General features: G+C 23.9%; 24 protein-coding genes and 3 pseudogenes. 14 read left to right on the top strand and 13 right to left on the bottom strand.

Translation table 4 applies throughout. The features are described from left to right. Positions 1-29 precede the first annotated feature (29 nt). A complete protein-coding gene (locus tag AAHM82_RS02660; protein ID WP_342264458.1) occupies positions 30-1,310 on the bottom strand; it encodes a DEAD/DEAH box helicase in 1,281 nt (426 codons plus the stop codon). 467 nt (positions 1,311-1,777) lie between these two features. Between AAHM82_RS02660 and AAHM82_RS02655 the strand changes: the two genes are divergently transcribed. Then, positions 1,778-2,419 (top strand): IS1/IS1595 family N-terminal zinc-binding domain-containing protein, encoded by a 642-nt coding sequence (locus tag AAHM82_RS02655; RefSeq protein WP_342264457.1) that lies wholly within the window; start codon positions 1,778-1,780, stop codon positions 2,417-2,419. 168 nt (positions 2,420-2,587) lie between these two features. Here the strand turns inward: AAHM82_RS02655 and AAHM82_RS12915 are convergent, their stop codons facing one another. Together AAHM82_RS12915 and AAHM82_RS12910 are read right to left on the bottom strand one after the other, a co-directional pair. Then, the gene (locus AAHM82_RS12915; RefSeq protein WP_342264845.1) at positions 2,588-2,980 is read right to left on the bottom strand and encodes a transposase family protein; all 393 of its coding nucleotides are present in this window, start codon (positions 2,978-2,980) and stop codon (positions 2,588-2,590) included. Further along, the gene (locus AAHM82_RS12910; protein ID WP_342263396.1) at positions 2,977-3,417 is read right to left on the bottom strand and encodes a transposase family protein; all 441 of its coding nucleotides are present in this window, start codon (positions 3,415-3,417) and stop codon (positions 2,977-2,979) included. Before AAHM82_RS12910 ends, AAHM82_RS12915 begins: the two co-directional genes overlap by 4 nt. 579 nt (positions 3,418-3,996) lie before the next feature. Here AAHM82_RS12910 and AAHM82_RS12905 point away from each other — a divergent pair. From AAHM82_RS12905 to AAHM82_RS02620, 7 genes are all read left to right on the top strand, one after another. Next, on the top strand, positions 3,997-4,437 hold the full coding sequence (locus AAHM82_RS12905) for a transposase family protein (RefSeq protein WP_342263396.1): 441 nt from the start codon (positions 3,997-3,999) through the stop codon (positions 4,435-4,437). Continuing rightward, a complete protein-coding gene (locus AAHM82_RS12900) occupies positions 4,434-4,826 on the top strand; it encodes a transposase family protein (RefSeq protein ID WP_342264845.1) in 393 nt (130 codons plus the stop codon). The genes AAHM82_RS12905 and AAHM82_RS12900 overlap by 4 nt, the downstream gene beginning before the upstream one ends. Positions 4,827-5,014: 188 nt before the next feature. After that, on the top strand, positions 5,015-5,365 hold the full coding sequence (locus AAHM82_RS02640; RefSeq protein ID WP_342264456.1) for a hypothetical protein: 351 nt from the start codon (positions 5,015-5,017) through the stop codon (positions 5,363-5,365). 238 nt (positions 5,366-5,603) lie between these two features. After that, on the top strand, positions 5,604-6,392 hold the full coding sequence (locus AAHM82_RS02635) for an IS1/IS1595 family N-terminal zinc-binding domain-containing protein (RefSeq protein ID WP_342264455.1): 789 nt from the start codon (positions 5,604-5,606) through the stop codon (positions 6,390-6,392). A 506-nt stretch (positions 6,393-6,898) separates the two neighbouring features. After that, positions 6,899-7,225, top strand: coding sequence for a hypothetical protein (locus AAHM82_RS02630; protein WP_342264454.1), 327 nt, complete (start codon positions 6,899-6,901; stop codon positions 7,223-7,225). 2 nt (positions 7,226-7,227) lie between these two features. After that, positions 7,228-7,449, top strand: a complete 222-nt coding sequence (locus AAHM82_RS02625) for a hypothetical protein (protein WP_342189410.1) — start codon at positions 7,228-7,230, stop codon at positions 7,447-7,449. A gap of 164 nt (positions 7,450-7,613) precedes the next feature. After that, positions 7,614-7,832: a hypothetical protein gene (locus AAHM82_RS02620; RefSeq protein ID WP_342264453.1), complete on the top strand. Its 219-nt coding sequence runs from the start codon at positions 7,614-7,616 to the stop codon at positions 7,830-7,832. Between the two features lie 144 nt (positions 7,833-7,976). On the opposite strand, the gene AAHM82_RS02615 is transcribed toward AAHM82_RS02620, so the two are convergent. Next, positions 7,977-8,267, bottom strand: coding sequence for a transposase family protein (locus tag AAHM82_RS02615; RefSeq protein WP_425289051.1), 291 nt, complete (start codon positions 8,265-8,267; stop codon positions 7,977-7,979). Between the two features lie 718 nt (positions 8,268-8,985). Beyond that, positions 8,986-11,814: a hypothetical protein gene (locus AAHM82_RS02610; RefSeq protein ID WP_342264452.1), complete on the bottom strand. Its 2,829-nt coding sequence runs from the start codon at positions 11,812-11,814 to the stop codon at positions 8,986-8,988. Between the two features lie 943 nt (positions 11,815-12,757). On the opposite strand from AAHM82_RS02610, the gene AAHM82_RS12895 reads away from it, so the two are divergent. Both AAHM82_RS12895 and AAHM82_RS12890 read left to right on the top strand, forming a co-directional pair. Beyond that, positions 12,758-13,198, top strand: a complete 441-nt coding sequence (locus tag AAHM82_RS12895) for a transposase family protein (protein WP_342263396.1) — start codon at positions 12,758-12,760, stop codon at positions 13,196-13,198. Continuing rightward, positions 13,195-13,587 (top strand): transposase family protein, encoded by a 393-nt coding sequence (locus AAHM82_RS12890; protein ID WP_342264845.1) that lies wholly within the window; start codon positions 13,195-13,197, stop codon positions 13,585-13,587. The genes AAHM82_RS12895 and AAHM82_RS12890 overlap by 4 nt, the downstream gene beginning before the upstream one ends. Before the next feature lie 169 nt (positions 13,588-13,756). On the opposite strand, the gene AAHM82_RS02600 is transcribed toward AAHM82_RS12890, so the two are convergent. Beyond that, on the bottom strand, positions 13,757-14,029 hold the full coding sequence (locus AAHM82_RS02600) for an IS1/IS1595 family N-terminal zinc-binding domain-containing protein (protein ID WP_342263371.1): 273 nt from the start codon (positions 14,027-14,029) through the stop codon (positions 13,757-13,759). A gap of 112 nt (positions 14,030-14,141) precedes the next feature. On the opposite strand from AAHM82_RS02600, the gene AAHM82_RS02595 reads away from it, so the two are divergent. After that, positions 14,142-14,390, top strand: coding sequence for a hypothetical protein (locus AAHM82_RS02595; protein WP_342264451.1), 249 nt, complete (start codon positions 14,142-14,144; stop codon positions 14,388-14,390). Positions 14,391-14,433: 43 nt separating this feature from the next. Continuing rightward, a protein-coding gene (locus tag AAHM82_RS02590; RefSeq protein WP_342263339.1) for an IS5 family transposase occupies positions 14,434-15,263 on the top strand; the annotation gives its coding sequence in 2 pieces (ribosomal slippage) (positions 14,434-14,830 and positions 14,830-15,263; 831 coding nt in all). 539 nt (positions 15,264-15,802) lie between these two features. On the opposite strand, the pseudogene AAHM82_RS02585 reads toward AAHM82_RS02590, so the two are convergent. From AAHM82_RS02585 to AAHM82_RS02570, 5 genes and pseudogenes are all read right to left on the bottom strand, one after another. Further along, positions 15,803-17,028 (bottom strand): annotated as a pseudogene (locus tag AAHM82_RS02585) (IS256 family transposase). A gap of 38 nt (positions 17,029-17,066) precedes the next feature. Further along, positions 17,067-18,285, bottom strand: a pseudogene (locus AAHM82_RS02580) (IS256 family transposase). A 253-nt stretch (positions 18,286-18,538) separates the two neighbouring features. Continuing rightward, positions 18,539-18,931, bottom strand: coding sequence for a transposase family protein (locus tag AAHM82_RS12885; RefSeq protein WP_342264845.1), 393 nt, complete (start codon positions 18,929-18,931; stop codon positions 18,539-18,541). Continuing rightward, the gene (locus tag AAHM82_RS12880; protein WP_425288987.1) at positions 18,928-19,368 is read right to left on the bottom strand and encodes a helix-turn-helix domain-containing protein; all 441 of its coding nucleotides are present in this window, start codon (positions 19,366-19,368) and stop codon (positions 18,928-18,930) included. The genes AAHM82_RS12885 and AAHM82_RS12880 overlap by 4 nt, the downstream gene beginning before the upstream one ends. 65 nt (positions 19,369-19,433) lie before the next feature. Beyond that, positions 19,434-19,706, bottom strand: a complete 273-nt coding sequence (locus tag AAHM82_RS02570; RefSeq protein ID WP_342263371.1) for an IS1/IS1595 family N-terminal zinc-binding domain-containing protein — start codon at positions 19,704-19,706, stop codon at positions 19,434-19,436. Here AAHM82_RS02570 and AAHM82_RS12875 point away from each other — a divergent pair. Both AAHM82_RS12875 and AAHM82_RS02565 read left to right on the top strand, forming a co-directional pair. Further along, positions 19,693-19,911: pseudogene (locus AAHM82_RS12875) on the top strand (transposase-like zinc-binding domain-containing protein); the annotation flags it as partial. The gene AAHM82_RS02570 and the pseudogene AAHM82_RS12875 sit on opposite strands and share 14 nt — an antisense overlap. Positions 19,912-19,995: 84 nt before the next feature. Further along, positions 19,996-20,637 (top strand): IS1595 family transposase, encoded by a 642-nt coding sequence (locus tag AAHM82_RS02565; RefSeq protein WP_342264450.1) that lies wholly within the window; start codon positions 19,996-19,998, stop codon positions 20,635-20,637. A gap of 71 nt (positions 20,638-20,708) precedes the next feature. On the opposite strand, the gene AAHM82_RS02560 is transcribed toward AAHM82_RS02565, so the two are convergent. Together AAHM82_RS02560 and AAHM82_RS02555 are read right to left on the bottom strand one after the other, a co-directional pair. Further along, positions 20,709-21,200, bottom strand: a complete 492-nt coding sequence (locus AAHM82_RS02560; RefSeq protein ID WP_342264449.1) for a hypothetical protein — start codon at positions 21,198-21,200, stop codon at positions 20,709-20,711. 210 nt (positions 21,201-21,410) lie between these two features. After that, positions 21,411-21,563 carry a hypothetical protein gene (locus AAHM82_RS02555; protein ID WP_342264448.1) on the bottom strand — a complete coding sequence of 51 codons (153 nt, stop codon included), beginning with the start codon at positions 21,561-21,563 and terminating at the stop codon, positions 21,411-21,413. Positions 21,564-22,017 lie beyond the last annotated feature (454 nt).

Genomic DNA, 22,017 nt, shown 5'->3' with positions numbered 1-22,017 from the left:
ACATAAAATAAGAAGTAAGGCGAATAACCTTACTTCTTAAAACTTTTCTTACGATGTTTTTGAATAACTTTTTTAACTTCTTCTTTTCTTTGTTTTTTATAACCTGGTTTAATTGGTTGAGAATGATACTTTGAGATAACTTTTTGTAAATCATTTACTGATGCTTGGGGAATATTTTTAATAACCTTCTTTGTTGGCTTCTTAACTTTTTCATTTCATAATGTAAAATTAATTCCCTTTTTAGTTAAATATGCAATTCCTTCTTCATCTGACGAATCATAAAATAAGTAAGAATATCCATGATATTTTCCTCTACCTGTTCTTCCTGCACGATGAAAATAATATGTTAAATCATACGGTAAATTTAATGAAATAACATGTGAAACTCCTGGTAAATCAATACCTCTTGAAGCAATATCAGAGCAAACAACAAATTTAAATTCAAGATTATTAATTCGTTTTAGCATTTTAATGCGTTCACGCGATTTTAAACTACTATGAATTTGTCCGACTTTAATATTTTGTTCTTGTAACAAATCAAGAACTTGGTCCACATCTTCTTTTTTATTAACAAAAATTAAACATAAAAATGGATCAACGGTTGTTAAAAGATTTTTCAAAATTTCAATCCGATTACGATATCGGGTTTTAACTAAAAAATCTTCAATATTTGTTTGAATTTTATAATCACTTAAATCAAAAATTGTTGCATTTTTTAAATATTTCTTTAAAAAATTTTGTAATTCATTATTAATAGTTGCTGAGAATACCATAAATTGTGTATTTGAAGCAAGTTTCGATAATAAAAAATCTACTTCATTAACAAAATCTAAATCAAAAACCATATCTACTTCATCCAAAACAACCATCTTACTAGTAGTTAAAGCTAATGCTTGTTCATCAATCATTCGCTTTAATCTTGTTGGTGTTCCAATAACTAAATGCGGATAATTAGTACTAAACTTTTGCTTTTGTTGCTCTAAATCTTGACCACCAATTAAATTAGCAATTTTTAAATTAGGATTATTTTTCATAAATTTTTGACTAACATTATATATTTGCACCGCTAATTCTCTTGTTGGTACAATTATAATTGCTTGTGTCTTGTTAATAGTTGGATTAATTTTACTTAAAATTGCTAATAAATAACCAACAGTTTTCCCAGTTCCTGTATTAGCACTAACAATAACATTTTGTCCCTTAACCATTAAAGGCAACATCTTCTTTTGAATATTTGTTGGAGCAACAAATTTTAATGAATCAATTGTTGCTAACACTTCATTACTTAAACCAATATCTTGAAATCTCATTACTATCACCTCTAAATAGTTTTTAATAAAACTATTATTTTTTTCAAATCAGAAGTAATTATACCACAAAATAAAACGGCAGAGAATTTACTCTACTATCGGGTCGCGTTTAGTTTTCTTAGGTATTGCTTTGAAGAAGTAAAACAATCAGCTAATTATATTATTTAATTACTAAACTAACCCTGCCTTTCTTGTTATTGTCATTTTTATTTGTGATGATTCTATCATATTATTGAATTTTTACACAATAAAAAATTTTTAATGGTCGCGTTTAGTTTTCTTAGGTATTTTTTAAAAAAGAAAAAATAATCATTTACTATAAATTATTTCAATATGCAAATTAAGTATATATTTCTTATGTATGATTTTTGTTGTAAAAAATTTTTAATTTTGTCGAAAACTCTTGATATTTATTGAATATACTTAATTTTAGGTATATTTTAATATGATAGAGGTGGATAATAATTATGGAAAAAATAATTCAAGAACTAGTAAATACTTTAACAGATGATCAATTTTTAGAATTTTATGAAAAAGTCAAACAACAAGCAGAATTAATAAAAAAACAAAAACGTTTAAATGAAATTGATCAAAAATTTAGAGCGCAAGGTATTAAATGCCCTAAATGTGAATCTTACCATTGCGTTAAAAATGGACATAATTCAGAAGGAAAACAAAAATATTTATGTAAAAATTGCCGTGCAAGTTTTGACGCTTTTCGTAATCATTTTATTTATTGAAGTCATTTAAATTATGAACAATGAAATTTATTGATTCAAATTTCATTGCTGGGGCAATCTAGTAAAACAATTTCTCGTTTTATTAAAACTACATTAAAAACTGCTTGATATAATCGTCAAAAATTAATGAAATCAAAACAATTAGAAAATACCCAATTAAAATTTAAAAAATTATCTGGTAAAATCCAAATCGATGAAACATTTATTAAAGAAATCCACAAAGGAAATTTCAAATATAAAACTGATCCACGAAGAATTCACCTTGACCCATTCGCAACTAATACTAAATGCTGTATTCAAATGGCAATTGATAATAATAACAATATTTATGTTAAATCCACAAACACCAAACGTTTACAAAAACAATAGACTTCTTGCAAAATTAATATGATAATTATAATTTTTAAATTTAAAATAAATATAAAAGTGTTATTAAAATAATTTTTAGATTATTTTTACAAATATTTTGTCATTAAAACATAATAAAAATTATTATTTACAATAAAAAAGACTGAAATTTTAAATTATCAAATATATTTAAACTAATAGTTGTAAATTATAAATTGAAGCTATTAAATTAAATCTTAAAGCAAATCTTTTTCTACGATTTCGATATTTTTCACTAATAATTTTAAATTTTTTAAGTATAGCAAAAACATTTTCAATAACAATTCTCATTTTTGAAATTCGCTCATTATTTTGCTTTTCTTCTTTATTTAAAGGGTTTTTCTTTGATTTTCTTTTAGGAATTAAAACATTATGATTAATTTTTTGTATGCCTTGATAACCTAAATCCACTAAAACAGTTGTTTCTGGTAAAAATTTAATTTTTGAATCTTTTAAAATTTTAAAGTCATGGTTTTTACCATAAGAAAAATCAGAACTAATAATTTTTTTACTATCTTTTTCAATTATAACTTGTGTTTTTATTGTGTGTTTTTTCTTTTTTCCTGAGTAGTGCTGTTTTTGTCTTTTTTTGGGCGTTGGATTTGGCTTTCAGTTACATCAATTATAACAGTCTTATCTTTGAAATAATCTTTTAATAGTGATTTTTGACCAGTAAGTTGTTGAAAATTAGGGTGTTTTATTAAAGTGTCTTCAATTCATTTGATATTTCTATAACAACTACTTTCACTAATATCATAACTTTTTGCAATATGAAAATAAGTTCTATATTCTCTTCAATATTCTAAAGTCATTAAAATACGATTTTCTAATGATAATTTATTGGTTCTTCCGCGACGAAATCTCTTTTTTAATTCTTCTATTTTTAAAATTTCTAGCATTTTATTAAAAGTAGTATGTTTAATACCAGTTAATCTTAAAAAATTTTTATCACTTATTTGATTATTTTTTTTAAATTTCATTTAAATTCCACCTTTTTATTAAAAACAACAATTCAATTATATTTTAAATTAATTTTGCAAGAAGTCTATTCAATAAATATCAAGAGTTTTCGACAAAATTAAAACCTCCTTCTATTTTATTAAAAATAAAAATGCTTATATTTTTATATAAGCATTTTAGCATCAAATTAGTAATAAATTTTTCGATTTAACGAATAAGATTTCTAAATTAATTATCTTTTAAATAAGCAATTAACTCTTTTGTTGTTGTTTTATTTTTAATAATAGCATTTAATTCCGCAAATGAAACTGTTTTCATTTTTGTTAATGTTTCAAACTGTTGATATAACTTTTTAATAGTTAACTCACCTAATCCTTTAACTTTTTTTAACGAATTAACAAATAAAGAATTAGTTCGTTGTTGACGATGAAATGAAATTGTATAATTATGTACCTCTTCTTGAACTTTAGTTAATCAATGAAATAAAGCACTCTTTTTAGCAATATCTAACCGATAACCTTTATTATCTAATAGACTTCTTGCAAAATTAATTTAAAATATAATTGAATTGTTGTTTTTAATAAAAAGGTGGAATTTAAATGAAATTTAAAAAAAATAATCAAATAAGTGATAAAAATTTTTTAAGATTAACTGGTATTAAACATACTACTTTTAATAAAATGCTAGAAATTTTAAAAATAGAAGAATTAAAAAAGAGATTTCGTCGCGGAAGAACCAATAAATTATCATTAGAAAATCGTATTTTAATGACTTTAGAATATTGAAGAGAATATAGAACTTATTTTCATATTGCAAAAAGTTATGATATTAGTGAAAGTAGTTGTTATAGAAATATCAAATGAATTGAAGACACTTTAATAAAACACCCTAATTTTCAACAACTTACTGGTCAAAAATCACTATTAAAAGATTATTTCAAAGATAAGACTGTTATAATTGATGTAACTGAAAGCCAAATCCAACGCCCAAAAAAAGACAAAAACAGCACTACTCAGGAAAAAAGAAAAAACACACAATAAAAACACAAGTTATAATTGAAAAAGATAGTAAAAAAATTATTAGTTCTGATTTTTCTTATGGTAAAAACCATGACTTTAAAATTTTAAAAGATTCAAAAATTAAATTTTTACCAGAAACAACTGTTTTAGTGGATTTAGGTTATCAAGGCATACAAAAAATTAATCATAATGTTTTAATTCCTAAAAGAAAATCAAAGAAAAACCCTTTAAATAAAGAAGAAAAGCAAAATAATGAGCGAATTTCAAAAATGAGAATTGTTATTGAAAATGTTTTTGCTATACTTAAAAAATTTAAAATTATTAGTGAAAAATATCGAAATCGTAGAAAAAGATTTGCTTTAAGATTTAATTTAATAGCTTCAATTTATAATTTACAACTATTAGTTTAAATATATTTGATAATTTAAAATTTCAGTCTTTTTTTATTGTAAATAATAATTTTTATTATGTTTTAATGACAAAATATTTGTAAAAATAATCTAAAAATTATTTTAATAACACTTTTATATTTATTTTAAATTTAAAAATTATAATTATCATATTAATTTTGCAAGAAGTCTAATGAGTTATTGAAAATATGAACAAAGAATTAATTAACGAAAATTCAATTATTACTTCTGATATGCAAAAATTATATTTTTTAGTAGCAAAACAAACAAATTCTACTTTATGTGTAACTAAAACAACAATTAATCCTGAAGCTAGTTATCGTAACTTAAATAAAATCAGTAAATTACAATCTAGTCTTAAAGAAGCCTTAATTCATTATCATGGTTTAGGTTTTACTAATATTCAAAATTATTTAAATCTCTGAAAATGAAAATACCAACATAAGGGTTTAACTCCAAACCAACAAACAGCGGTATTATATTTTAATAGACTTGGTAGGACGCGTAAAGTTTTGTTAGGTGGAAAAATATTTGATTAATTTTGAAAAAAAAGTAACTACAATTTAATTATCGTTTTATTTGAAAAATAAGTAATAAAACAAAATATTTAATATTAACAAACATAATCTTAATAAAAGGTTATAAAAACTAAGTAAAATGCTTATAAAAACAACATTAAAATAATTTTTTATTTTAATTTTGTCGAAAACTCTTGATATTTATTGAATATACTTAATTTTAGGTATATTTTTAATATGATAGAGGTGGATAATAATTATGGAAAAAATAATTCAAGAACTAGTAAATACTTTAACAGATGATCAATTTTTAGAATTTTATGACAAAGTCAAACAACAAGCAGAATTAATAAAAAAACAAAAACGTTTAAATGAAATTGATCAAAAATTTAGAGCGCAAGGTATTAAATGCCCTAAATGTGAATCTTACCATTGCGTTAAAAATGGACATAATTCAGAAGGAAAACAAAAATATTTATGTAAAAATTGCCGTGCAAGTTTTGACGCTTTTCGTAATCATTTTATTTATTGAAGTCATTTAAATTATGAACAATGAAATTTATTGATTCAAATTTCATTGCTGGGGCAATCTAGTAAAACAATTTCTCGTTTTATTAAAACTACATTAAAAACTGCTTGATATAATCGTCAAAAATTAATGAAATCAAAACAATTAGAAAATACCCAATTAAAATTTAAAAAATTATCTGGTAAAATCCAAATCGATGAAACATTTATTAAAGAAATCCATAAAGGAAATTTCAAATATAAAACTGATCCACGAAGAATTCACCTTGACCCATTCGCAACTAATACTAAATGCTGTATTCAAATGGCAATTGATAATAATAACAATATTTATGTTAAATCCACAAACACCAAACGTTTACAAAAACAATGAGTTATTGAAAATATGAACAAAGAATTAATTAACGAAAATTCAATTATTACTTCTGATATGCAAAAATTATATTTTTTAGTAGCAAAACAAACAAATTCTACTTTATGTGTAACTAAAACAACAATTAATCCTGAAGCGGACGCATAAAGTTTTGTTAGGTAGGAAAAGATTTGAATAAGTATTAAGACAGTCAGCAATGATTGTCTTTTTATTTTATAAGGTGTTAAATTTGTTCTTTGAAAATTAAATACAAGTGAATTAATAATGTTGGTATGTATTAAAACACGATAAATTGTGGGTGGTCGCCATAACCAAAAGAAGTTTACCAGTTAATAGACAAACACCCTCTATTAACTATAGCAGTTTGTTTTGTTTTGCAATAAAAAAATGAATGGGTGGATTTCCTAAAAATATACACGCTATTAAATTAGTTCCAAGGGTAGGATGCGGACATTAAAGTGTAGAAATTTCTATAATAAGGGTATATTATGTTTAAAATTATTAAAATATTTATCTAATTAAAAAAAAAAAAAACAAAATTTACTAACAAAGCTTGTTAAACACTTAAATCTGCGATATATAAGTGTTTAAAAAACTAAGTTAACTAACTTAGTTAATATAACTTAGTTTATCCATAAGAAAGGTAATTTACTATGAAAAACATTGAAAACATTTTCTTAAATACTAAAAAATATCTCTTAAAAGAAACGCAAAACGCAATGCTTATTAAAGCACCAAAAATTCCATGATTTAATGAACAAATCGGTATTTGGTTTCCAAAACGATTTGTTTATAAAGGAAAATATGAAAATTCAATTTGCATCGGAATAATAAAAGATAGTAAATATCAAGTAATCTCAATTAATCAAAAAGAAAAAGAAACCAAATTAATTAAAGGCCAAGAATTATTAGGCTTCTTCATTACCGAAAAAGAAAACAACAAAAAAGATATAAATTATAACTATTTTAAAGGAGTTTAAAAATGAATATTGCGATTGGAATAATATTTATTATCATTTGCATAATGCTATTGGCATATTTTGCTTATAAAATTTATGCCAAAATAAAAATGCGAATTAAATATAAAAATGCCATTAAAAATAATACTGGTAATTTTACAAAAGACGAAAAAGTATTTATTGCTCGCTTTGAAGAATGAGTTAAAGCTCCTAATTCAAAAGAAAATAATGAGAATAAAAAATAATGTTTTGAGAAATTATTATGGAATTCTTAAAACTGTTTGTTCCGATAGAAAAAATGCCTGCACAAGTTGCTTTTATTGCCGGATTAATTATTATCATTACTTTTCTTTTCGCGTTAATTTCAATTATGTATTTACCAATAAAAATGATTTTTGGGAGATAAAAAATGACAGTAAATTTAAAAGAATTTAATTGAGAACAAATTAAACAAACTTTCTGAGATTTATTTATTCAAATTACAACTATTCCGGCTCATATTAGTGGTGGCAAAGAAATTGATTTAACCCAAGAAACACTTTGGCTTTTAATAGCAAACATTGCTTTTTGATTCTTGACAGCAATTATGGTGTGATTTATTAGACTTCTTGCAAAATTAATATGATAATTATAATTTTTAAATTTAAAATAAATATAAAAGTGTTATTAAAATAATTTTTAGATTATTTTTACAAATATTTTGTCATTAAAACATAATAAAAATTATTATTTACAATAAAAAAAGACTGAAATTTTAAATTATCAAATATATTTAAACTAATAGTTGTAAATTATAAATTGAAGCTATTAAATTAAATCTTAAAGCAAATCTTTTTCTACGATTTCGATATTTTTCACTAATAATTTTAAATTTTTTAAGTATAGCAAAAACATTTTCAATAACAATTCTCATTTTTGAAATTCGCTCATTATTTTGCTTTTCTTCTTTATTTAAAGGGTTTTTCTTTGATTTTCTTTTAGGAATTAAAACATTATGATTAATTTTTTGTATGCCTTGATAACCTAAATCCACTAAAACAGTTGTTTCTGGTAAAAATTTAATTTTTGATATTAATAATTCATCATTTATTTTTCTTAAAAATTAATTTTTTAATAATTTGATGATTATTTTTGCATTGTAAAGTTAAAAATCAAAGTTTAGCATTTATTTTTTGTTTATTAATAAATTCTAATCTTGCTAAACAATGCCGAGCATATTTTTTATAATATCAACCACCTTTTCTGTTTTTGGTTAATTTTGTAAAATAATCATTGATATAACACTGACATTTGTTAATTAGTGTTGATTTATTTTGTACTTTAATTTTTAACTCTTTTTGACAGAGTTCTTTTAAAGACACTCGCAAAACCTCCTTATAAATAGTAAGATTTCTAAATTTTTTTTATTGTGGAACACTCACCCTTTAACCATTGCAGGTTAAAGATTTATCCCCAAACCACGATAACTCTTTTATATTGCCTAAAAGAATTTCCCCCATTGTGTCGTAGCGGTATACACGGCCACCCCTATATTGTTTATCCTCGCGCTTGCTTGGTTTAACGACATTCCAAGTAGGAGAGTTTTATTTAGTTGTTTTTGCTGTTATTTTCTTAAACTAAGCAAGGTTAACGACAATTTTAACCTAATTAAAAAAAGATAGAATTTTATTTCTATCTTTTTCTTAGTTTTTGGAAAATTACCCACCAACCGAATATTTTATGCGCTCGTCCTTTCCTTTCCCTACTTAAATTTTATATCCACATTAATTTTATTTAATAAATTAAATTAATTGAGCAATTTTTACAGTAATAGTTTTTGTACCTTCAAGTTTTGCTTCACCAATTTTACTTGCTTTAACTGTTACACTTACAGTAAGTTCATTTTCTAAACTAGTTGTAGCATCTAAGTCATCTGTACCATTTTGTTTTTTAACATTAATATCTAAATCAGTCTCTAAAACATCTTTTGCATTTGTTAATTTTTTAATTACTTCTAAAATTTTTGCTTCAACAGCAGTTTTAATCATATCAGCACTTGTATTAGTAGTTTCAGTGGCTTCAACAGCTATTGCAGAATCAATCGCTTCTAACTTACTTAAATCTGCTTTTACCACTACTGGTGTAATTTTAGCAATTTTTACAGTAATAGTTTTTGTACCTTCAAGTTTTGCTTCACCAATTTTACTTGCTTTAACTGTTACACTTACAGTAAGTTCATTTTCTAAACTAGTTGTAGCATCTAAGTCATCTGTACCATTTTGTTTTTTAACATTAATATCTAAATCAGTCTCTAAAACATCTTTTGCATTTGTTAATTTTTTAATTACTTCTAAAATTTTTGCTTCAACAGCAGTTTTAATCATATCAGCACTTGTATTAGTAGTTTCAGTGGCTTCAACAGCTATTGCAGAATCAATCGCTTCTAACTTACTTAAATCTGCTTTTACCACTACTGGTGTAATTTTAGCAATTTTTACAGTAATAGTTTTTGTACCTTCAAGTTTTGCTTCACCAATTTTACTTGCTTTAACTGTTACACTTACAGTAAGTTCATTTTCTAAACTAGTTGTAGCATCTAAGTCATCTGTACCATTTTGTTTTTTAACATTAATATCTAAATCAGTCTCTAAAACATCTTTTGCATTTGTTAATTTTTTAATTACTTCTAAAATTTTTGCTTCAACAGCAGTTTTAATCATATCAGCACTTGTATTAGTAGTTTCAGTGGCTTCAACAGCTATTGCAGAATCAATCGCTTCTAACTTACTTAAATCTGCTTTTACCACTACTGGTGTAATTTTAGCAATTTTTACAGTAATAGTTTTTGTACCTTCAAGTTTTGCTTCACCAATTTTACTTGCTTTAACTGTTACACTTACAGTAAGTTCATTTTCTAAACTAGTTGTAGCATCTAAGTCATCTGTACCATTTCGTTTTTTAACATTAATATCTAAATCAGTCTCTAAAACATCTTTTGCATTTGTTAATTTTTTAATTACTTCTAAAATTTTTGCTTCAACAGCAGTTTTAATCATATCAGCACTTGTATTAGTAGTTTCAGTGGCTTCAACAGCTATTGCAGAATCAATCGCTTCTAACTTACTTAAATCTGCTTTTACCACTACTGGTGTAATTTTAGCAATTTTTACAGTAATAGTTTTTGTACCTTCAAGTTTTGCTTCACCAATTTTACTTGCTTTAACTGTTACACTTACAGTAAGTTCATTTTCTAAACTAGTTGTAGCATCTAAGTCATCTGTACCATTTTGTTTTTTAACATTAATATCTAAATCAGTCTCTAAAACATCTTTTGCATTTGTTAATTTTTTAATTACTTCTAAAATTTTTGCTTCAACAGCAGTTTTAATCATATCAGCACTTGTATTAGTAGTTTCAGTGGCTTCAACAGCTATTGCAGAATCAATCGCTTCTAACTTACTTAAATCTGCTTTTACCACTACTGGTGTAATTTTAGCAATTTTTACAGTAATAGTTTTTGTACCTTCAAGTTTTGCTTCACCAATTTTACTTGCTTTAACTGTTACACTTACAGTAAGTTCATTTTCTAAACTAGTTGTAGCATCTAAGTCATCTGTACTATTTTGTTTTTTAACATTAATATCTAAATCAGTCTCTAAAACATCTTTTGCATTTGTTAATTTTTTAATTACTTCTAAAATTTTTGCTTCAACAGCAGTTTTAATCATATCAGCACTTGTATTAGTAGTTTCAGTGGCTTCAACAGCTATTGCAGAATCAATCGCTTCTAACTTACTTAAATCTGCTTTTACCACTACTGGTGTAATTTTAGCAATTTTTACAGTAATAGTTTTTGTACCTTCAAGTTTTGCTTCACCAATTTTACTTGCTTTAACTGTTACACTTACAGTAAGTTCATTTTCTAAACTAGTTGTAGCATCTAAGTCATCTGTACCATTTCGTTTTTTAACATTAATATCTAAATCAGTCTCTAAAACATCTTTTGCATTTGTTAATTTTTTAATTACTTCTAAAATTTTTGCTTCAACAGCAGTTTTAATCATATCAGCACTTGTATTAGTAGTTTCAGTGGCTTCAACAGCTATTGCAGAATCAATATTTGTTAAGGTCCTTAAATCTGTTTTGGTAACACCAAATTCACTACCAACTTCTTCTACTTCTTTTAATTTCGGAAACACAATGCTTTGTGATTTATGTATTCCTTTTAATTTTGCAGTTTGAGTTTTAATAACTGTAATATCAAAAGTTCTAGCAAAATCAGTTTTGCTTGTCAAATCATAAGTACCCGTAATTGTTGTAGCATCTTTTTCAATTTTAATATGATAGTCAACATTTAAATTAGTTTTAGTAACAATTTGATCAATGGCAGTTTTAACAATTGTATTTACAACAGTAGTAATTTCGTCTGTTGTTACAGCAGTTTTGTCTTTAACATTATTAAAAGCTTCAATTTCAGGGGATATAATCCTTAATTTATTTAAGTCTCCTGTTTTTAATTTTGCTTGGTCATCTTTAGTACTAGGATTACAAGCAGCAACAGCAAAAACTGGTGACATTGTAAATGCTAATGCAACTAGCATTTTTAACATATTTTTATTTGATTTTATCATCTATGATTAACCTTCCTTTTATTTTTGTCTTTTAGTTACTTCTGAACTAATAACTACATTATAACTTGTTAGTATAAAGAATTAGCTAAAAATATTAATAATTTTTTAAACATCTTAGTAATACTCCTTTCCAATGAATAAATCAATTATATATATATATATATATATATATATATATATCAATAAGTAATTACAAATATTGTACTAAGGCCGCGTTTAGTTTTCTTAGGTATTGCTTTGAAGAAGTAAAACAATCAGCTATATATTATTTAATTACTAAACTAACCCTGCCTTTCTTGTTATTGTCATTTTTATTCGTTACCATTTTATCATATTATTGAATTTTCGTTAATTAATTCTTTGTTCATATTTTCAATAACTCATTGTTTTTGTAAACGTTGGACGCATAAAGTTTTGCTAGGTGGGAAAATATTTGAATAAGTATTAAGACAGTCAGCAATGATTGTCTTTTTATTTTATAAGGTGTTAAAAGTTTGTTCTTTGAAAATTAAATACAAGTGAATTAATAATGTTGGTATGTATTAAAGCACGATAAATTGTGGGTGGTCGCCATAACCAAAAGAAGTTTACCAGTTAATAGATAACATCCTATTAGCTATAGCAATTTGTTTCATTTTGCAATAAAAAAATGAATGGGTGGATTTCCTAAAAATATACACGCTATTAAATTAGTTCCAAGGGTAGGATGCGGATATTAAAGTGTAAAAATTTCTATATAGAGGTATGCTAAGTTTAAAATTATTAAAATCTTTATCTAATTAAAAAACAAAATTTACTAACAAAGCTTGTTAAACACTTAAATCTGCGATATATAAGTGTTTAAAAAACTAAGTTAACTAACTTAGTTTATATATTAGACTTCTTGCAAAATTAATTTAAAATATAATTGAATTGTTGTTTTTAATAAAAAGGTGGAATTTAAATGAAATTTAAAAAAAATAATCAAATAAGTGATAAAAATTTTTTAAGATTAACTGGTATTAAACATACTACTTTTAATAAAATGCTAGAAATTTTAAAAATAGAAGAATTAAAAAAGAGATTTCGTCGCGGAAGAACCAATAAATTATCATTAGAAAATCGTATTTTAATGACTTTAGAATATTGAAGAGAATATAGAACTTATTTTCATATTGCAAAAAGTTATGATATTAGTGAAAGTAGTTGTTATAGAAATATCAAATGAATTGAAGACACTTTAATAAAACACCCTAATTTTCAACAACTTACTGGTCAAAAATCACTATTAAAAGATTATTTCAAAGATAAGACTGTTATAATTGATGTAACTGAAAGCCAAATCCAACGCCCAAAAAAAGACAAAAACAGCACTACTCAGGAAAAAAGAAAAAACACACAATAAAAACACAAGTTATAATTGAAAAAGATAGTAAAAAAATTATTAGTTCTGATTTTTCTTATGGTAAAAACCATGACTTTAAAATTTTAAAAGATTCAAAAATTAAATTTTTACCAGAAACAACTGTTTTAGTGGATTTAGGTTATCAAGGCATACAAAAAATTAATCATAATGTTTTAATTCCTAAAAGAAAATCAAAGAAAAACCCTTTAAATAAAGAAGAAAAGCAAAATAATGAGCGAATTTCAAAAATGAGAATTGTTATTGAAAATGTTTTTGCTATACTTAAAAAATTTAAAATTATTAGTGAAAAATATCGAAATCGTAGAAAAAGATTTGCTTTAAGATTTAATTTAATAGCTTCAATTTATAATTTACAACTATTAGTTTAAATATATTTGATAATTTAAAATTTCAGTCTTTTTTTATTGTAAATAATAATTTTTATTATGTTTTAATGACAAAATATTTGTAAAAATAATCTAAAAATTATTTTAATAACACTTTTATATTTATTTTAAATTTAAAAATTATAATTATCATATTAATTTTGCAAGAAGTCTAATAAATAAAATGATTACGAAAAGCGTCAAAACTTGCACGGCAATTTTTACATAAATATTTTTGTTTTCCTTCTGAATTATGTCCATTTTTAACGCAATGGTAAGATTCACATTTAGGGCATTTAATACCTTGCGCTCTAAATTTTTGATCAATTTCATTTAACCGTTTTTGTTTTTTTATTAATTCTGCTTGTTGTTTGACTTTTTCATAAAATTCTAAAAATTGATCATCTGTTAAAGTATTTACTAGTTCTTGAATTATTTTTTCCATAATTATTATCCACCTCTATCATATTAAAAATATACCTAAAATTAAGTATATTCAATAAATATCAAGAGTTTTCGACAAAATTAAAAAAATATTTTAAAAAGGAGGGATAAAAATGTTTATGAAAATATTTACCGTGCTAACTATTAGTTTCAATAACATTTTTACTATTCCTCCAAACATTAACAATGACAAAACAACAGCAAATTCACTAATTAGAAATAAAAGACAAGGTAATAAAGTTTATGATTTTGAAATCAGAAATCTAGAAAAAATAAGATTTTTAACGGAAAGGCAAGACCGCGACCTTTTAAAAGTTGAGATAACAACAGAAGATAATAGACTTCTTGCAAAATTAATTTAAAATATAATTGAATTGTTGTTTTTAATAAAAAGGTGGAATTTAAATGAAATTTAAAAAAAATAATCAAATAAGTGATAAAAATTTTTTAAGATTAACTGGTATTAAACATACTACTTTTAATAAAATGCTAGAAATTTTAAAAATAGAAGAATTAAAAAAGAGATTTCGTCGCGGAAGAACCAATAAATTATCATTAGAAAATCGTATTTTAATGACTTTAGAATATTGAAGAGAATATAGAACTTATTTTCATATTGCAAAAAGTTATGATATTAGTGAAAGTAGTTGTTATAGAAATATCAAATGAATTGAAGACACTTTAATAAAACACCCTAATTTTCAACAACTTACTGGTCAAAAATCACTATTAAAAGATTATTTCAAAGATAAGACTGTTATAATTGATGTAACTGAAAGCCAAATCCAACGCCCAAAAAAAGACAAAAACAGCACTACTCAGGAAAAAAGAAAAAACACACAATAAAAACACAAGTTATAATTGAAAAAGATAGTAAAAAAATTATTAGTTCTGATTTTTCTTATGGTAAAAACCATGACTTTAAAATTTTAAAAGATTCAAAAATTAAATTTTTACCAGAAACAACTGTTTTAGTGGATTTAGGTTATCAAGGCATACAAAAAATTAATCATAATGTTTTAATTCCTAAAAGAAAATCAAAGAAAAACCCTTTAAATAAAGAAGAAAAGCAAAATAATGAGCGAATTTCAAAAATGAGAATTGTTATTGAAAATGTTTTTGCTATACTTAAAAAATTTAAAATTATTAGTGAAAAATATCGAAATCGTAGAAAAAGATTTGCTTTAAGATTTAATTTAATAGCTTCAATTTATAATTTACAACTATTAGTTTAAATATATTTGATAATTTAAAATTTCAGTCTTTTTTTATTGTAAATAATAATTTTTATTATGTTTTAATGACAAAATATTTGTAAAAATAATCTAAAAATTATTTTAATAACACTTTTATATTTATTTTAAATTTAAAAATTATAATTATCATATTAATTTTGCAAGAAGTCTAATATAAAAGCAAATATAGATAAACAATTATCAAATTTAAAAAATATAAAAATTCTTAGTTTAGAGTTTAATGCAGAGCTTGTAAATAACAGAATTAAACAAAAAGACTTTCAAAAAATAACAAATACTTATGGAACAAAAATAGATACTTCCAATTTAAATTTTTATACCTGAATGATTAATATACCCAATAAAACAATAAGAATTAAAGCACAAGGGACAGAATTACTAACTTTTGAACATGGTAATGGTAATACTAACAATTATAGATTAGACTTGGTACATAACTATAACTAGCTTAATTCAAAATTATATATTCCTGAAATTAAAAATTAAGGGACTGTACAATTAACTGTGTCTCTAAGTAATTAACTTAAATTCACTCTGTCCTCAAATTTTATCATTAAATGTGAAATTGCACTACCCCAATTTTGAATTGGCATCGTTCATTTCTTAACCATATTTTGAAATGCTAAATAAAATATTTTAAAAACTGATGCGTCATTAGGAAAAATCTTTTTATTCTTAATGACTTTTCTTAGTTGACTATTAACAGATTCAATCGCATTAGTTGTGTAAATAATCCTTCTAAATTCTTGAGGATATTCAAGAAAAATTATTAAATTATTTCAGTTATTTTTTCATGATTTAGTAATTTGTGGATACTTTTTATTTCATTTTTCAGAAAAATGATCTAAAGCAACTAGCGCTATTTCTTCATTAATTGCTGTATAAATTGATTTTAAATCATTAGCTACAAGTTTGCGATCTTTGTAAGGGACAAATTTTAAACTATTACGAATTTGATGAACAATGCATAATTGGTGCTGTGTTTTTGGGAACACAGCTTCTATTGCATCAGACATTCCAGTTAAATTATCGCTACAAGCAACAAGAATATCTTGTAAGCCACGATTTTTCATTTCCGTAAGAGGAGATTATTAAGTCAAAATTTGACTCCCTCATTCTCGCTAATTCACATTCCTAAAATATCTTTTAAACCATCTAAATTAATTCCTAAGGCAAGATAAACTGCTTTATTTATTATTCGTTTATCTTGCTTTACTTTAACAACAATACAATCAAAATAAACAATCGGATAAATCTTCTCTAAAGGTTTAGTTTGTCACATTTTAACTTCTTCAATAACATCATCAGTTATTTGACTAATTAAACTTTCTGAAATTTCTGCTCCGTGATAGAATTCTTGCAATTGTGCTTTGATATCAGAAATTGTCATTCCTCTTGCATATAAAGAAATTACTTTTTGATCAAAGTTATCAAATCTTCTTTGTCTTTTCGGAATAATTACTGGTTCAAAAGTACTATTTCGATCTCTTGGTACATCAATTGCGATTGAACCATTTTTAGTAATAATGGTTTTTTGTGTGTTGCCATTTCTTTTATTATGATTCTCATCAGTTTCAAGATAATCTTTAATTTCCGTATTTAACATTCGTTCAGTTAATTTTTTGGTAAATTCCTGAAAAATAGTATTGCCTTTAAATAAATCTTGTGGATTATCAATATTTTCTAAAAAATAATCAACAACTTTATCAATTGCGTCAGGTTCTTTTTTTATTTTTTTTGTCATTTTCTGTTCTCCTTCTTTTAAGTATAATTCAGAATGAATTATCGAGACACAGAATTTTGGACAGGCCTATTAAAATGTGAAATTGCATTACCCCAATTTTGAATTGGCATCGTTCATTTCTTAACCATATTTTGAAATGCTAAATAAAATATTTTAAAAACTGATGCGTCATTAGGAAAAATCTTTTTATTCTTAATGACTTTTCTTAATTGACTATTAACAGATTCAATCGCATTAGTTGTGTAAATAATTCTTCTAAATTCCTGAGGATATTCAAGAAAAATTATTAAATTATTTCAGTTATTTTTTCATGATTTAGTAATTTGTGGATACTTTTTATTTCATTTTTCTGAAAAATGATCTAAAGCAATTAACGCTATTTCTTCATTAATTGCTGTATAAATTGATTTTAAATCATTAGCTACAAGTTTGCGATCTTTGTAAGGAACAAATTTTAAACTATTGCGAATTTGATGAACAATGCATAATTGATGCTGTGTTTTTGGGAAAACAGCTTCTATTGCATCAGACATCCCAGTTAAATTATCACTACAAGCAACAAGAATATCTTGTAAGCCACGATTTTTCATTTCCGTAAGATTATTAAGTCAAAATTTGGCTCCCTCATTCTCACTAATTCACATTCCTAAAATATCTTTTAAACCATCTAAATTAATTCCTAAGGCAAGATAAACTGCTTTATATTATTATTCGTTTATCTTGCTTTACTTTAACAACAATACAATCAAAATAAACAATCGGATAAATCTTCTCTAAAGGTTTAGTTTGTCACATTTTAACTTCTTCAATAACATCATCAGTTATTTGACTAATTAAACTTTCTGAAATTTCTGCTCCGTGATAGAATTCTTGCAATTGTGCTTTGATATCAGAAATTGTCATTCCTCTTGCATATAAAGAAATTACTTTTTGATCAAAGTTATCAAATCTTCTTTGTCTTTTCGGAATAATTACTGGTTCAAAAGTACTATTTCGATCTCTTGGTACATCAATTGCGATTGAACCATTTTTAGTAATAATGGTTTTTTGTGTGTTGCCATTTCTTTTATTATGATTCTCATCAGTTTCAAGATAATCTTTAATTTCCGTATTTAACATTCGTTCAGTTAATTTTTTGGTAAATTCCTGAAAAATAGTATTGCCTTTAAATAAATCTTGTGGATTATCAATATTTTCTAAAAAATAATCAACAACTTTATCAATTGCGTCAGGTTCTTTTTTTATTTTTTTTGTCATTTTCTGTTCTCCTTCTTTTAAGTATAATTCAGAATGAATTATCGAGACACAGAATTTTGGACAGGCTCTTAATGACTTCAATAGACTTCTTGCAAAATTAATATGATAATTATAATTTTTAAATTTAAAATAAATATAAAAGTGTTATTAAAATAATTTTTAGATTATTTTTACAAATATTTTGTCATTAAAACATAATAAAAATTATTATTTACAATAAAAAAAGACTGAAATTTTAAATTATCAAATATATTTAAACTAATAGTTGTAAATTATAAATTGAAGCTATTAAATTAAATCTTAAAGCAAATCTTTTTCTACGATTTCGATATTTTTCACTAATAATTTTAAATTTTTTAAGTATAGCAAAAACATTTTCAATAACAATTCTCATTTTTGAAATTCGCTCATTATTTTGCTTTTCTTCTTTATTTAAAGGGTTTTTCTTTGATTTTCTTTTAGGAATTAAAACATTATGATTAATTTTTTGTATGCCTTGATAACCTAAATCCACTAAAACAGTTGTTTCTGGTAAAAATTTAATTTTTGAATCTTTTAAAATTTTAAAGTCATGGTTTTTACCATAAGAAAAATCAGAACTAATAATTTTTTTACTATCTTTTTCAATTATAACTTGTGTTTTTATTGTGTGTTTTTTCTTTTTTCCTGAGTAGTGCTGTTTTTGTCTTTTTTTGGGCGTTGGATTTGGCTTTCAGTTACATCAATTATAACAGTCTTATCTTTGAAATAATCTTTTAATAGTGATTTTTGACCAGTAAGTTGTTGAAAATTAGGGTGTTTTATTAAAGCGTCTTCAATTCATTTGATATTTCTATAACAACTACTTTCACTAATATCATAACTTTTTGCAATATGAAAATAAGTTCTATATTCTCTTCAATATTCTAAAGTCATTAAAATACGATTTTCTAATGATAATTTATTGGTTCTTCCGCGACGAAATCTCTTTTTTAATTCTTCTATTTTTAAAATTTCTAGCATTTTATTAAAAGTAGTATGTTTAATACCAGTTAATCTTAAAAAATTTTTATCACTTATTTGATTATTTTTTTTAAATTTCATTTAAATTCCACCTTTTTATTAAAAACAACAATTCAATTATATTTTAAATTAATTTTGCAAGAAGTCTAATAAATAAAATGATTACGAAAAGCGTCAAAACTTGCACGGCAATTTTTACATAAATATTTTTGTTTTCCTTCTGAATTATGTCCATTTTTAACGCAATGGTAAGATTCACATTTAGGGCATTTAATACCTTGCGCTCTAAATTTTTGATCAATTTCATTTAACCGTTTTTGTTTTTTTATTAATTCTGCTTGTTGTTTGACTTTTTCATAAAATTCTAAAAATTGATCATCTGTTAAAGTATTTACTAGTTCTTGAATTATTTTTTCCATAATTATTATCCACCTCTATCATATTAAAATATACCTAAAATTAAGTATATTCAATAAATATCAAGAGTTTTCGACAAAATTAAAAGCAATTATTGATAATAAATTTAAAAAGAAGGGTATAATTTGTTCTGATTGTAAATCCTTTAAATGTGTAAAAAATGGGTTTAAAAATGATAAACAAAGATATTTATGTAAAAATTGCAAAAGTAGTTTTGATGCGTTTAGAAATCATTTTACTTATCGTAGTAAACTTTCTTATGAACAATGAGATTTATTAATTAAAATTGCTATGTTAGGACAATCTTCAAGAATAATTGCTAATTTTATCAACACTTCAACACTTTCAGCATGATTTAATCGTCAAAAATTAATGAAATCAAAACAATTAGCAAAAACTCAAAAATCTTTTAAGAAACTTAGTGGCATCATTGAAATTGATGAAACTTTTATTAAAGAAATTCATAAAGGAAATTTTAAATCCAAAGATGACCCAAGAAAACTCTATATTGAACCTAATGCTAAAAATACAAAATGTTGTATTCAAGTAGCTATTGATGAAAACCTTAATATTTATGCACAAGTTACCAATACTAAAAGACTAAAACGAAAATGGGTTGAAGATAATTTAACTAACAAACTTATTAAAGAAAATTCGCTTTTAAAAACAGATATGCACCCCTTGTATGATTTAGTTGCAATACAAACTAAATGTAAGTTAAAACAAGTTAAACATAATGCTTCTAAAAAAGCTAGTTATTATAATTTAAAAAATGTTAGCAAAGTTCAATCCAGTATAAAAGAATTTCTCACTCATTATCATGGCATTGGGTTTACTAACATTCAAGATTATCTCAACTTATGAAAATGAAAATATCAACATTATGGTTTAAATCCTTATCAACAATCAAGCTTGTTGTATTTTAATTTATAACCATTAATTCTAAAATTTAATAAAATTAATTTTTAAAAGTCAGGTTGATGACTTTTTTATTTTATCAATACTTATCTATAAAATTTAAGGCTATTTCATCTTCTAAAAACATCTTCTTTTGTTATCTCAGGAAAATTTTCATTATTTTGTTTGCTTGAATATTTTTCTTTGTCATAATCAGTTAGAACATCTTTTAAGTATCCACCACGAAAACTAACTTTATCTAATAAGATTTCTTGTTCTTTTTTTGATAAAAAATTTCATTTTGCTAAGGCAATCCCAACACATGCAAGCATATCATAATCATTCTCAATAACATCTGATCGCCATTTATTTGCAATAAATAATGCGTTGTCAAAATCTTTATCCGAAAAATTTAGATTTAAAATTCTATTTTGAATATAATTATAATTTATTTCAATATACTCTGTTAATGTTAAAGTTTTTGGAAAAATATTTTCTTTTTGTATATTAATTTCTTGTTTTAATTTTCTGATTTCTGCTTTTAATTTTTCATTTTCTTCTTTTAACTTTTCAAATTTTCCTCATTCTGTTACATTCATTATTATTTTTCCTTTCTAAAAATATATGATTTTTTTGCTAAAATACAATAATAATTGCTGCATCATAAATCTTTACCATCACCATCTATTTTTGATCTACATTTAGGACAACTTTTTCTCATTATTTTTATCTCCTTTCTTTTTTATTTATGAGAATATGAGAAATAAAAAACCAACTAATTTTAATAAATAGTTGGTTTAATTTATTTTTTATCTTATTTGATTTAAGATATTTTCAATATTGTTGACTTTGTCAATTAAAGCTTTCATAATTTGTTCTAAATTGCTTAAATTGTTTTCTGTTGTTGTTTTAATTTTGTTAATTAAATCGCTAATCGTATTTTTGATATTATTTTCAACCATATAATTTCTCCTTTCTAATTTTTGATATTAATAATTCATCATTTATTTTTCTTAAAAATTAATTTTTTAATAATTTGATGATTATTTTTGCATTGCAAAGTTAAAAATCAAAGTTTAGCATTTATTTTTTGTTTATTAATAAATTCTAACCTTGCTAAACAATGCCGAGCATATTTTTTATAAATATCAACCACCTTTTCTGTTTTTGGTTAATTTTGTAAAATAATCATTGATATAACACTGACATTTGTTAATTAGTGTTGATTTATTTTGTACTTTAATTTTTAACTCTTTTTGACAGAGTTCTTTTAAAGACACTCGCAAAACCTCCTTATAAATAGTAAGATTTCTAAATTTTTTTTATTGTGGAACACTCACCCTTTAACCATTGCAGGTTAAAGATTTATCCCCAAACCACGATAACTCTTTTATATTGCCTAAAAGAATTTCCCCC

It is taken from the genome of Spiroplasma endosymbiont of Clivina fossor, assembly GCF_964031115.1.
Lineage (GTDB): Bacteria > Bacillota_I > Bacilli_A > Mycoplasmatales > Nriv7 > Nriv7.
The sequence above is the reverse complement of the archived record's forward strand: the minus strand, read 5'-3'. Positions and strand labels throughout refer to the sequence as shown.